At 59.6% G+C, this 12,796-nt stretch carries 12 protein-coding genes; 2 read left to right on the forward strand and 10 right to left on the reverse strand.

Annotated elements, in window-relative coordinates; genetic code table 11:
- Positions 1-2: 2 nt before the first annotated feature.
- Both GE107_RS01680 and GE107_RS01685 read right to left on the reverse strand, forming a co-directional pair.
- A complete protein-coding gene (locus tag GE107_RS01680; protein WP_370636209.1) occupies positions 3-1,112 on the reverse strand; it encodes an efflux RND transporter periplasmic adaptor subunit in 1,110 nt (369 codons plus the stop codon).
- On the reverse strand, positions 1,069-1,839 hold the full coding sequence (locus GE107_RS01685; protein WP_219637734.1) for an ABC transporter ATP-binding protein: 771 nt from the start codon (positions 1,837-1,839) through the stop codon (positions 1,069-1,071). The genes GE107_RS01680 and GE107_RS01685 overlap by 44 nt, the downstream gene beginning before the upstream one ends.
- A 278-nt stretch (positions 1,840-2,117) precedes the next feature.
- Between GE107_RS01685 and GE107_RS01690 the strand changes: the two genes are divergently transcribed.
- Together GE107_RS01690 and nagZ are read left to right on the forward strand one after the other, a co-directional pair.
- Positions 2,118-3,770 carry a glutamine--tRNA ligase/YqeY domain fusion protein gene (locus tag GE107_RS01690; protein WP_219637735.1) on the forward strand — a complete coding sequence of 551 codons (1,653 nt, stop codon included), beginning with the start codon at positions 2,118-2,120 and terminating at the stop codon, positions 3,768-3,770.
- Positions 3,771-3,904: 134 nt separating this feature from the next.
- A complete protein-coding gene (gene nagZ, locus GE107_RS01695; protein WP_219637736.1) occupies positions 3,905-5,263 on the forward strand; it encodes a beta-N-acetylhexosaminidase in 1,359 nt (452 codons plus the stop codon).
- Here nagZ and GE107_RS01700 read toward each other — a convergent pair.
- From GE107_RS01700 to GE107_RS01735, 8 genes are all read right to left on the reverse strand, one after another.
- The gene (locus GE107_RS01700; protein ID WP_219637737.1) at positions 5,260-6,117 is read right to left on the reverse strand and encodes an ABC transporter permease; all 858 of its coding nucleotides are present in this window, start codon (positions 6,115-6,117) and stop codon (positions 5,260-5,262) included. The two genes, nagZ and GE107_RS01700, sit on opposite strands and share 4 nt — an antisense overlap.
- On the reverse strand, positions 6,101-6,919 hold the full coding sequence (locus GE107_RS01705; protein WP_219637738.1) for an ABC transporter permease: 819 nt from the start codon (positions 6,917-6,919) through the stop codon (positions 6,101-6,103). The genes GE107_RS01700 and GE107_RS01705 overlap by 17 nt, the downstream gene beginning before the upstream one ends.
- Positions 6,916-7,923 carry an ABC transporter ATP-binding protein gene (locus GE107_RS01710; protein ID WP_219637739.1) on the reverse strand — a complete coding sequence of 336 codons (1,008 nt, stop codon included), beginning with the start codon at positions 7,921-7,923 and terminating at the stop codon, positions 6,916-6,918. Before GE107_RS01710 ends, GE107_RS01705 begins: the two co-directional genes overlap by 4 nt.
- Positions 7,924-8,180: 257 nt before the next feature.
- Positions 8,181-9,128 carry a hypothetical protein gene (locus GE107_RS01715; protein WP_219637740.1) on the reverse strand — a complete coding sequence of 316 codons (948 nt, stop codon included), beginning with the start codon at positions 9,126-9,128 and terminating at the stop codon, positions 8,181-8,183.
- Positions 9,109-9,636, reverse strand: a complete 528-nt coding sequence (locus GE107_RS01720) for an RNA polymerase sigma factor (protein WP_219637741.1) — start codon at positions 9,634-9,636, stop codon at positions 9,109-9,111. The genes GE107_RS01715 and GE107_RS01720 overlap by 20 nt, the downstream gene beginning before the upstream one ends.
- A gap of 350 nt (positions 9,637-9,986) precedes the next feature.
- Complete coding sequence (locus GE107_RS01725) at positions 9,987-11,108, reverse strand: ABC transporter permease (RefSeq protein ID WP_370636210.1); 1,122 nt, start codon at positions 11,106-11,108, stop codon at positions 9,987-9,989.
- Position 11,109: 1 nt separating this feature from the next.
- On the reverse strand, positions 11,110-12,039 hold the full coding sequence (locus GE107_RS01730) for an ABC transporter ATP-binding protein (RefSeq protein WP_219637742.1): 930 nt from the start codon (positions 12,037-12,039) through the stop codon (positions 11,110-11,112).
- Positions 12,040-12,205: 166 nt separating this feature from the next.
- Complete coding sequence (locus GE107_RS01735) at positions 12,206-12,613, reverse strand: hypothetical protein (RefSeq protein WP_219637743.1); 408 nt, start codon at positions 12,611-12,613, stop codon at positions 12,206-12,208.
- Positions 12,614-12,796: the final 183 nt, after the last annotated feature.

The raw sequence follows: 12,796 nt of genomic DNA on the forward strand, positions 1-12,796 counted from the left end.
GATTAACGACCTACCACTTTCTGCCCCGGCGTCAGTCCTTGGAGGATTTCTGCGTCCGTGGACGTCTGCTGTCCGACCTCCACGTCGACCTCCCGCTTCGTGCCGTCGGCTTCGACGACTTGCACGTAGGTTCGGCCGCCGATCGAGCGCAGGGCCGATAGCGGTATGACGACCGCGTCCTTCCGGCGGTCCAGGATGACGGACACGGACAGCGGCGTTCCCCGCTGGACCGTCTTCGGCAGCTTCGGCACGTCCACGAGCAAATACTGGTCGAGCGTCGGCGGCGGGGTGCCGCCTCCGTTGCCGTTCCCGTTGCCATTGCCGTTCTCTTTTTCCACGGGAAGCTGTTTGATCTTGCCTTGCAGTTGCCCGACGTTGCCGATGTCGACCTGAACTTCCATGCCAAGCGCGACTTTCGCCAGATCGTCCTTCGACAGCGTGGCGGCTACGGTCAGCTTGCTTGGATCGGCGATGACGCAGATCGGATCGTATGCCTTGACCGATGCCCCCTCCTGCACCGAAACGGAGACGACGGTACCGTCGAACTCGGCGGTCAGCGTCGCCTTCGCGATATCCGCTTCCAGGTCGGCAAGCTGCTGGCGCTGCTCCTCGAACCCGAGCATCTGCGTTTCGAAATCGATCGGATCCATTTCATCCTTCTTGCGGAGCAAATCCTTGATCGTGAGCTCTTGCTTCTTCAGGGCCAGCTGCTGGGTCCTAAACTGTTTGCGCAGATCCTCGACATCCAGCTCGGCGATCGGCTGTCCCGCTTTCACTTGGTCGCCGGACTGTATGTACAACTTCTTGAGCCTTTTGTTGTCCAAGGTGAAATACATCGTTTTCTCTTTGGTCGACAGGACCCTCCCGGAGCCGGACACTTTGGTTTCCAGGGTCTTGGTCGTCACCTCGTACTCCGGCTTCTTGGAGATTTGGGGCAGCTGGATCGCCGACAAATCCTCCTCCTGCGGCTCGCTGGGCAGCAGTCCGCATCCGGCGATCGCCGTCGAAAGCATGAGGACCGCAAGCGTCCCCGCCGCTCGGCGTCCAGCCGATCCCCCCTTCAGCGTATCAGCCGCTTCCGACGAATACGCCGTCCACCATTTCATAGACATGGTCCGCTACCTCCATAATCGTTGGATCGTGTGTCGTCATGCAGATCGTGACGTTCTCTCTGGCCACGATCTCCCGGAAGACGTTCATGATTTGGGCCGCCATCTGGCTGTCCAATTCCGCCGTCGGCTCATCCGCGAGCAGCAGGCTGGGACGGTGGGCGATTGCCTTGGCGATCGCTACCCGCTGCTGCTCCCCGCCGGACAGCTCGAACGGACGGTGGTGCATCCGCTTGCCGAGGCCGACCAGCTCCAGGCAGGACGTAACCCTGGCCTTCCATTCCGAGCGGGAAACGCCTGCCATCCGGAGAGACAGCTCGACGTTCTCGTACGCGGACAACAACGGCAAGAGCGCGTAAGCTTGAAAAATGAATCCGATATCGCGCCGGCGCACCTCGGTCCGCCGGTCGTCATTCCATTCGTGGAACGGGCGGCCGCGAAAATGGATCGTCCCCTTCGTCGGGGTGTCGAGGCCTCCCATCAGGTTCATCAGCGTCGTTTTCCCGGAACCCGAGCGTCCCCGGAGCATGATCAATTGCTTCGGATACAGGTCCAGGTCGATCCCTTTAAGAACCCTCAGCTTCGCGCCTCCGACGTCGAAGGAACGCTCCACGCTCCGGACGGACAACAACGGTTCGTCCGCCGCCGCTTCCGGCCCCGTCTTCTCCTCCCGCGGTCCTGAGACCCCGTCCGCTTCGGGAGCCGGCCTGCGCCGCATCCAAGCGAGCATGGCTTTTCCTCCTCTAATAGGGAGTTTGATGGAGTCAAACTCTCACCGCTTCGGGGAGTTTGATGGAGTCAAACTCTCCCATTTCAGTGCTTTCAACAGTATAAGACGGGATATCCGAAGGAAAAGTTACGCCGATTATTAAGGCTTTATCATTTTTTTAAGAATCCGATTGACAAAATTCGCCGGATCAGCCGCATCCCCTTTATAAGAAGCGCCCTTTTTGTGTATGATGAAAGGATATAAAGTCAAATCATTCATTCTGAGGCAGGTTGATCGGTATGGAAACGAAGTCGTCCTCATCCAATTTCATCAAAACCGTTGTCGTCGAAGATTTGGCCGCCGGCCGAGTGAAGGAAGTGGTCACCCGCTTTCCCCCGGAGCCGAACGGCTATCTGCATATCGGGCACGCCAAATCGATTTGCCTGAACTTCGAGCTGGCCGACGAATTCAAGGGCCGCACGAACCTGCGGTTCGACGACACGAACCCCGTCAAGGAGGACGCCGAATACGTCGAATCGATCAAGAACGACGTCAAATGGCTCGGCTTCGAGTGGGACGGTCTCTTCTTCGCTTCCGACTATTTCGGGGAGATGTACGAGCGGGCCGAACTGCTCATTCGGAAAGGCTTGGCCTATGTGGACGACCAATCCGCCGACGAAATCCGCGACACGCGCGGAACGCTGACCGAACCGGGCAAGGCCAGCCCCTGGAGGAACCGCTCCGCGGAAGAGAACCTGGACCTGTTCCGGCGCATGAAGGAAGGCGGGTTTAAGGACGGGGAGAAGGTGCTGCGGGCCAAAATCGACATGGCTTCCCCGAACATCAACTTGCGCGACCCGGTCATTTACCGGATTCTGCACGCCCATCACCACAACACGGGCGACGAATGGTGCATTTACCCGATGTACGCGTATGCCCATCCGCTGGAGGACGCGATCGAAGGCGTCACCCATTCCATCTGCACGTTGGAATTCGAGGACCAACGCCCTTTCTACGATTGGGTGGTTCGCGAATGCGAGATGCCTTCCGTGCCGAGGCAATACGAATTCGCGCGGCTGAACCTGACCAATACGGTCATGAGCAAGCGGAAGCTTAAACAGCTCGTGGATGAGAAAGCCGTCGACGGCTGGGACGATCCGCGCATGCCGACGATATCCGGTCTCCGCCGCAAGGGCTACACGCCGGAAGCGATCCGCGCCTTCTGCCGCGAGCTCGGGGTGAACAAAAGCTACGGCGTCGTGGACGAGCGCATGCTCGAGCACTTCATCCGGGAAGACTTGAAAATGAAGGCGCCGCGGACGATGGCGGTCATCGACCCGCTGAAGGTCGTCATCACGAACTACCCCGAGGGCCAAACGGAATGGCTAGAAGCGGAGAACAATTCGGAAAACCCGGAGATGGGACACCGGCAAATCCCGTTCTCCCGGGAAATCTATATCGAGCGGGACGACTTCATGGAGAACCCGCCGGCCAAATATTTCCGGCTTTTCCCCGGCAATGAAGTGCGCCTGAAGCACGCCTACTTCATCAAATGCGAGGAAGTCGTCAAGGACGCCGAAGGCAACGTCGTCGAGCTCCGCTGCACGTATGATCCCGAAACGAAAAGCGGCAGCGGGTTCACGGGCCGCAAAGTGAAGGGAACGATCCATTGGGTCGACTCTTCCGGGGCCGTTCCGGCCGAATTCCGCCTCTACGAGCCCTTGATTACGGAAGGCGAAGAGGACGACGGCGGTTCGTTCCTCGAGAAGCTGAACCCGAACTCGCTTCAAGTACTGCAAGGTTTCGTCGAGCCGGGCATGAAGGACGCCTCCGGCGGAGACAAGTTCCAATTTTTCCGCCACGGCTATTTCAACGTCGACCCGAAGGACACCGCTCCGGGACGACTCGTGTTCAACCGGATCGTGTCGCTCAAAAGCTCTTTCGAGCTGTAATCCTTCCCAAACGGATTTGCGCTCCCGCTTCCGCAACCTTGCGGCAAGCGGGGGCGCCTGTTTTATCAATCGAATTCGCAGGCTCCGTTCATGTCGTCATGACTTGTCCGGGGATGATCAAGGGAGGATGGACGATGAAACGAGCGAACTGGACCCTCGCCGGAACGCTGTTGTTGCTGCTGACCGGCGGCTGCGGGTGGCCCGCCCCCGCCGCATCGCCGTCTGCGCCGAATCCGGCAACCGGCCCGGAAACCGCCGCCCCGACACCTACGCTCACGCAGCCGCCGTCACTGCCGGCCCACTCCCCTTCGCCGTCTCCTTCCCCTTCGTCTGCTCCCTCTCCATCGCGAACTTCGACCGATCAAGATCAGATCACAACCCGCGTGCGTTCGATGACGCTCGAAGAGAAGGTCGGGCAAATGATCCTTGCGGGCGTGGAGGGAACCGAGGTCGACGCGAACGCGAAAAAGATGATCGCGCAGGATCATGTCGGCGGGATCATCTTGTTCAAAGACAATATGTCGGGCGGACTCCGGCAATCCGTCCTTCTGCTTAACGGCCTGAAAGCGGCCAATGCCGGCAACCCGGCGCCCCTGTTCTTAAGCGTGGACCAGGAGGGCGGCCGGGTCAGCCGGCTGCCGAAGGAATTCGAACCGATGCCGGCGAACGCGGTTGTCGGGCGAACGGGAGACACCCGGCTCGCCGAACGCATGGGAGCCCTGATCGCCCGCCAGCTCCGGCTGCTCGGATTCAATGTGGATTTCGCTCCGGTGATGGACGTAAACAGCAACCCCGAAAATCCGGTGATCGGCGAGCGGTCGTTCGGAGCGACGCCGGCACTGGTCGCCAAGATGGGCACGGCGGAAATGAAGGGGATCCGCGAAGGCGGCGTCATCCCGGTGATCAAGCACTTTCCCGGTCACGGGGACACGTCCGTCGATTCCCACGTGGACCTGCCGGTCGTGCGCAAGACATCGGCCCAACTGGCCGACTTGGAATGGATTCCGTTCCGGAAAGCGATCGCTTCCGGGGCGGACGCGGTGATGGCGGCACACATCCTGTTCCCGATAATCGATCCCGACGCGCCCGCCTCGTTCTCCAAAGTGATCATCGGCGACCAGCTCCGCGGCAAGCTCGGCTTCGAAGGCGTCGTCATCACCGACGATCTCACGATGGGAGCCATTGTCAAAAACTACGGAATCGCGGAAGCCGCGGTCAAGTCGGTCGAGGCGGGCAGCGATATTCTTCTCGCGGCTCACGGATACGACACTGAACACAAGATCCGGGAAGCTGTGCTGGACGCCGTTCGCAGCGGCCGGATCCCGGTGTCGCGGATCGACGAGAGCGTGATTCGCATCCTCAAGCTCAAACAGCGCTACGCCTTGTCCGACCGAGCCGTCCCCGTCCCGAAGCTGTCCGATCTGCCGAACGCCGAAATCCGCCGCTGGCGCCAAGAGGTCGATGCCGCCTCGGGCAAGCAGGCGCCGTTCTAACTCCGCATGGCCAGCGCGTTTCCCGAAGCGTAGCGCCTCAGTCCGGCCCGGAAAAGCCCGATTCCCGCGGCTCCGAACAGCAAGGTCATCCCGATCGCCCCCGCGGCGAACGCCGGATCGAAATCGCGAAGCAGACCGATCGGCATGTAGCTGATGAATCCGGCGGGTACAATCGTGAAGAGCATCAGCTTGGCGAACCCGCGGAAGATGCCGGAGGGGTACGTCGTCAGCGCGAGGAAGATGTTGAACAGCTGCTGGGAGAGCCCCTCGGAGTTGCCGACGAAGAAGGCCGCGCTTCCCGCGGCGACCATCACCGCCATGAACAGCAAGCCGGCGATGAGGAGCCCGAGGACAAACAACATCGCGCCCCGAAGCGACAGATCCCCCGCCAGGAAATAAATGACGACGCCGAAAACGAAATCCCCGGCGGCGGTCACGGACATTCGGCTCGCCAGGACGTTCAGCAGCACGGGCTTCGGCTGCGCCAAATAGACGTCGAGCTGTCCGGAAGAGACGATGGACGCGATCCGGTGGAAATTGCCGAACAGCACGCTGGCCCAACCGAAACCTCCCGCGCTGATTCCCCACAGCATCATGACGTCCCGCAGCTCCCAGCCCTGCACCGCCGGAAAACGTTCGAAAAACAAGTGCCAGAAGAACAGCCAAATGAAATTGTTGAGGAACATCATGCCGGCGAGCAGCACGAAGCTGAGCCGGTATTCCATCGCCGACGCCAAATTGACTTTCCAACAAGTTAGCAGAAACCGGAGCGCGGCGCCGGCGGAATGGCCCAAGCCGGTCCGGCGTTCATCTTCCCGTAACGAGCCGCTTGCGCACTCAGCCCCCGTTGACATGCAGTTTTTTCACTCCTCTCCGGTATACCCAGATCACGGCAGCCGACAAACCGGCGATCCAGCCCGCCTGCGTGCCCAACTGCTTTAGCCAAACCGCCGTTTGAAAGTGGACCGCCGTTCCCGCGGGAAAATACAGTGCCGCCTGGAACGGCAGCCACGCGCATACGCGCTGCAGCCACTCGGGCATCAGGTCGATCGGCAGCAGCATGCCCCCGATCGTGAATTGCAGTTTCTGCATCACGAACTCCATTCCTCGGGTTTCTTCTACCCAGAAGGCCAATAAAGCCACGACGGCACTCAGCAAAAAAGCAACGGTGACCGCTCCCAAGCTCAGCGTAAGCAGCCCCATCCATCCGAGACCGAACGCGGGCGCTCCGACGGTCGACCAGGCGATCGTGCTCCCGACGGCGAGATGCACCGCGAAACGGAACAGCGCCTCGGCCATGTAGGAAGAATAATGATACCCGACGTAGGAAAGCGGCTTGGTCAGTTTGACCGCGATGTCCCCGCTCTTCACTTCCTCCTCGATTCTCGGGCCCAGCGGCGGCCCCGCCATCGTCAACGCTTCGGTAAACGCCAGGTACCATACGATTTGCTTCAGCGTGAATCCGGCGATCGTCCGGCTCGAATCCCCGTCATAGGCCGCTGTCCAGAGTTGAACGAAGACATACAAGATAAACAGAAGGAAGACGGAGCGAAGCAGAAAATCCGTCTTGTAAGCCAGCTGCTGGCGGACGGTGACCCGCGCGATCGCATGCAGCTTCAGGGCCGCTGCCGTCCATCGAAATCCTCTCTCATTCATCCCGCTTCCCCCGTTTCCTTCTTCATACCGTAAATGTGCTTGATGATTTCCTCCAGGTCGGGGTCTTCTACGGTTACATCCTCGAGCCCGAACCTTCCGATAAGCTGCCCCAGCACCTCGTCGATGGCCGTCCGCTTCAAGTCGACGGACAGCTGGTACCGGCGGCCTTCCGCACGGACGATCCGCGTGCCGGCGATCGGGGGAAGCCGGGCGGCGCCGTTGGACTCGGACAACGTCAACTTGACGGTTTTCCGGCTCAGCACCTCCCGTTTCACCTTCTCGACCGGTTCGTCCAGCAGCACCCCTCCGTGATGGATGACGACGGCCCGGGAACAAAGCGACTCGACATCCCCGGCATCGTGCGAGGTCAGGAAAACGGTCGTCCCTTCGCTACGGTTCCTTTCCCGGATCAGATCCCGGATTCTCGCCTTGACGACGGGGTCCAGGCCGATCGTCGGCTCATCCAGGAACAGCAGCTGGGGCCGATGCAGCATCGAGGCCGCGATCTCGCATCGCATCCGCTCCCCGAGGGACAATTTGCGGACCGGAGTATGCAAGTAGGGTCCGAGCTCGAAGCGGTCAATGAGATCGTCGCGTCTGGCGAGGTAGTCGCTGCGCCGCATTTCGTACACCCGGCTGATCAAATCGAACGTGTCCATCGGCGGCAAATGGTACCATAGCTGCGACTTCTGGCCGAACACGGCCCCGATCCGGAAAGCCAGCCGGTTGCGGTCTTTCCAGGGGACGATTCCCAAGACCTCGGCGTCTCCGGACGTCGGATGCAGGATGCCCGTGAGCATTTTGATCGTCGTCGATTTGCCCGCCCCGTTCGGACCGAGGAACGCGACGGTTTCGCCGTGCGCGACCGACAGATCGATCCCCCTGACCGCTTCCTTCTCTTCCCACGCCGGCTTCAGCAACGAGCGGAAACTGCCGGCCAGTCCCGGCTGCTTGCGTTTCACCCTGAACGTTTTGGTCAACCCGTTGGTGCGCAATGCGAACAATGCGATCTCCCCCTATTTTACGCTCTGCCAAGGTAAAGCAAAAAAGACCTCGCGGCGTTCGCGCCCGGTAAGGCGGAACTTGCCGAAGGTCTTTTATCCCTACGGTGTAGCAAGGCGATCGCCCTGCCGGTTTCGCTCGGTTCGTCCGGCGCTGGCCGCGCCCCCGTATCCCTAGAAACCCTTCCCTTTGATGTTACATATTACACCCGTGATTCCCGGATGGCAAGCATAAAATGACGCGCCGGGAATCTTCGCGGTTACCGGACCGTCACGTTCGTCGTTTCGCCCAGCACTTCGATTCGCCATTCCCCGGGAGCGTCGAAATGGAGCGTACCGCTGTAATGCGTAATCGGCTGCACCGTTCCGTAGGTGTCCCCTTTCCGGAAGGGAATGACGTACGTCCGTCCCTCATGCCGCGCGGGTGAAACCCGCACTTCGATCGTCTCCTTGTCCCCCCGTCCCGGCACGACCAGTACGGTCTCCGTAGCGCCGGCCGCCGCATCGTCCTTGGACAGGAGAAATTTGGCCGTCTTTGTATGGATATACTCGTCCTTGACGAAAACGACGAATCGGCCGAACGGCTTGCCGTTCAAAGCCACGTCGATCCGCCACAAGCCCTTGTTCGGAAAAGGAGCAAAGCTCGTTAACGCGTGGGCGTCCGCCCCGTAGATCGGCCCGTTCAGCGTCGTCTCGTTCAGCAAGAACCGTTTCCCCGTATCCCGGCTGACCGCCGTCGCCGTCAGACGCGTTCCCGGCACCGCAGAATCGCCCCAGACGTACCAGAACATTTTCGCCACCGGCTCCTTCGCATTCGCGACGAGATCATAAGGCTCCAAAAAAGCGATTTTCCCTTCGATGCCGATCAACCGTTCCGGATAAACGACGCGTCCGTCCCGGTCCCGCAAATCGAACTTCGAGGCGACGTTCCAATCTTGCGGGGACCGGGTCGGAGGAAACAAGCGTCCGAACCAGGATTCCGACTGTCCCGCGATCGCGGCTACGAATGGCATCGCGAGAAGGATGAGGACCGCCGCCAGGGCGATCGCCGCTCCGCGAATTCTCCGGTTTCTTACGCTCCTTCGTGCTTCGTCTGCCGCGGCTTGGCGCAAACGAGAGAGGATGCGTGAGGATGCGGACGCTTCCAGATCCCTTCTCGGAAACCGTTTGATGATTAAACCTGCCATGTCATCGTTCGAATTCTCCATGGCCGATGCTCCTTTCTTCTCGCAGGTACAGCTCGCGCACTTTGATCAGCGCCCGGTGCAAGGTGACGTTCACCCTGTTCCGGGTCCAGCCCAGGATCGCCGCCGTTTCTTCCGGTGAGAAATCCTGCATCACCCGCAGCAGCAGCACGTCCCGGTAGCTCGTTTTCAAACGGCGAATGACGCGGTAGACCCCTTCCGTGTCCTCCCTTTGAAAGACGATTTCCTCTGCCGAGCGTGAAACGTCCGTTTCGGACCGGATGCGGGCAGAGAGCAGGGTATGCCATTTTTTCTTTCTCGCCTCGTCCAAGGCGACTCGCCGGGCGATCGAGAAAAGCCATGTTTTCGGAGAGGCTCTCCCCTCGTAGCGATCCATTCCCTTAAGCGCCTTAACGAACACGTCCTGCACAAGATCCTCCACGTTCGACCGACCGAGATAATAGACGAGAAAATGGTGAACGTCCGAGCCGTACGCCAGAAACCACTCCTCGATTTTGTCGATTTTCCCCATCCGTTCCCCCCGCTTCGTTTCGATTATCTATGAGACGGAGAAATCGCATTTTGATTACAATTTTTTTCTGCATTCGCCAGGTTGGAGCATAAAAGAGGGAAAGGTTCCCTTTATTTTGTACCTGTGAGGAAGTAGAGCGCGATTAGATGGAAATGTGCGACTAAAATCGCTTCCGAAAAGGGTATCCGGGTGATTAAGAATTTTCCCGGTAATCCTGCTCCGGCAGCGGCCCCTTCCAAAGAAAAAGCCTTCCGCGTCACACCCGGCAAGGCGTCCGCGAAAGGCGGAGGTCAAAGCTGCCCTCAGCTTCGCTCTCGTTATCGTTGAAGATTGTTCAAGCGCAGAAACCGTTACCGGACCTCGACTTTCGTACGACGGTACAGTGTCGCCCCGAGGAGATACGCAAGACCGCCCCATAGGGCGAGAACCCCCGCGCCGAGCCAGAAGTCCGACGTTCCGAGCCCGCTTCCGTACACCATGCCGTCCCGCAAGCCTTCCACGAAGTACGTCAAGGGGAGGACGTTCGTCACCGGCTGCAGCCAGTCCGGCAGGCTGTTCGTCGGGAAGAAGATGCCCGAGATGAACATCATCAGGAAGCTGGCGATATTGGCTACGCCCATGTAGGCTTCCAGCGATTTGCTGAACGAGGAGATCAGGTATCCGATCGCGTTGAAAGCAAGACTCCCGATGAAGAAAGCGACGATCAGCGTCGGAACGTCGATGTGAAGATTCGCGCCGAACCCGAACACCCCGATCGCCGCCAAACAGCAAATCTGGAATACGCCGAGGGCGAACCGAACCAGCATGCTGGCGAGGCCCAACAAACCCATGCGGACGGGCGTCATCCGCAGCCGTTTCAGCAAACCCTTGCGGCGCATTTCGACCAGGTCGACCATGCCGAACAGTCCGCCTTGCGCGATGGCGAGCGCGATCATGCCTGTCATCAGGAAATCTACGTAGCTGAGATCTTCGCTGCCGGCCGTCACCGAGCTCATCTCGAACCGGAACGCGGGCTGCTGGACGCCGGCGGCGGCCAGGTTCGCTTGCGCGACGATCTGGTCGAGAATGCCGCGCAGCGCCTGAGACGTGGCATTCCCTTCGTTCTCGGTGTTGACGATCAGCTTCAGGGAGGATAAGGCGCCGTCCGCCGGCAGCACGACAACCCCGTCGACGTCTTTGTCTTTGATCCACGTGTCCGCCTGTTCGGCCGATACGGGTTCCTCCGATTTCCACTCGAATACCGGAACCTGCTTGAGCATCCCGAGAACGGAATCGGCCGCCTGGCTTTGCGCGGGCTTCACGACGGCGATTTTCGCTTTGAAATCTTTGTCGTTCCCTCCGCCGAATATCAGCATGAAAATCGACATCAGAATGATCGGAAAGAAAATGTTCCAAAACCAAACCTGTTTCTCGCGGAACATCATTTTGAGGTTCGCCGAAAACAGCTTTCCGAACGTTTTGCCAGCGTTCACGTCAGTCCCTCCATTCCTTGCCGGTAAAGGCGATGAACACGTCTTCGAGACTCATCTCGCGGATCGATACCTGCTCCACGCGGTATCCCCGCTCCTTGGTGAATCCGAACAACCCGTACAGCGTCTCCTCCGGCTGAACCGACCAGAGCGCGAGGGAAGTCCCCTCCCGCGACGTGCGGACGACGGTCGGCTCGTCCTGCGCGACCGCTTCCGCCGCGGCCGCCGCCTCTTCCCCGTCCAGGAAAGAGAGACGGACTTCGCGCTCGCGGGTCAGCCTGCCGATGAGAGCGGCCGGCGTATCCAACGTGACGACGCGGCCCTGATCGACGATGCAGACCCGATCGCTCAGCTTTTCGGCTTCTTCCATATAGTGCGTAGTGAGGATCGTCGTTTTGCCCATGGACTTCAAGTTCAGGACGATGTCCCAGATATTGCGCCGGGCTTGGGGATCCAGTCCCGTGGTCGGTTCGTCCAGAAAAACGATGTCCGGATCGTTGATCATGGCGAGTCCGATCGCCAGACGCTGCCGCTGGCCGCCGGAGAGCGATTTGACTCGTTTGTTCCGGTGATCCGCCAGATTGATCATGCTCAGCACTTCATCCGCAGGCCGCGACTTCGGGTAGAATGAAGCGAACAGCTCCAGGTTCTCTTCCACGGTCAGAAGATCGAACATGGCGCTGGATTGCGGCTGGACCCCAATCCGGCTTTTGATCCGCTCGGCGTCTTTGGCCCATGTCAGGCCGTCGATCGATATCGTTCCCGCGTCGGGAGAGAGCAAGCCTTCGATCATTTCCAAGGTCGTCGTCTTCCCCGCTCCGTTCGGTCCGATGATCGTGAACACTTCTCCCGCCTGCACCTCGAAGCTGATATCCGCGACGGCGGTAACGGAACCGAACGATTTGCGCAAACCGATCACTTCCAAAGTCGGCATCGTCTTCTCCCCTTCATTTTCCATTTCCAATTGTATTGTACCGGGAGTGTCAAGGGGGGACGACGGTCTGCGGCATGTTCCTCGTCTCGGTCTTGAGACGGAGAAAAGGCCGATAAACGACCGCGAACCCGTCCGCGCTGGGTGCGCCGGACGGGTTCGGAGGACGTTACCGTTTGCTGATGTAGGCGTTCGCGGCCCGGAGGCGTTCCTTCTCCAGCCGTTCTTGCTCGCGCATGCGGGCGATATCGCCCTTGATCCGGCCTGCGCAGGACAGGCACAGATGGCCGGATCGGATCGGAGCTTTACAGAGGTCGCACTGGTCCGACAGGTTGGGGTAATCGGCGATCCGGAGCTTGCCGCTGCGGATCCAGGAACGGATTTTCTCCGGTGGAACCGATACCGCTTCCGCCACCTCCGCGTTGCTGAACAGGCGGTTCCGAAGCATCGTCCGCTCGGTCGCTTGGAACAGACGGTCTTCCTCGGACGAGCAGTCGGCGCACAGGTTGCGCAGGTTTTTCTGAAAAACGTTGCCGCAAGACGGGCAGTGAGCGATTTTCAGTAGGTCTATAGACATAGGCGCAACCCTCTTTACGACTGGTTCTTATGCCTCGATTCTAGCACGAAAGTCGATCTCTTTACACCATACAATTTCCGATTTCGACGAAAAATGAGCCAAAAGACGCATACGATTTCAATCTCGCTGCCAAAGGAAAAGGTTGGTTTGGAAGGATACGGAAAAAGCGGCACCCGGACGTCG

Origin of the sequence: Cohnella sp. CFH 77786, from assembly GCF_019400745.1 — a bacterium.
Classification (GTDB): domain Bacteria; phylum Bacillota; class Bacilli; order Paenibacillales; family Paenibacillaceae; genus Cohnella.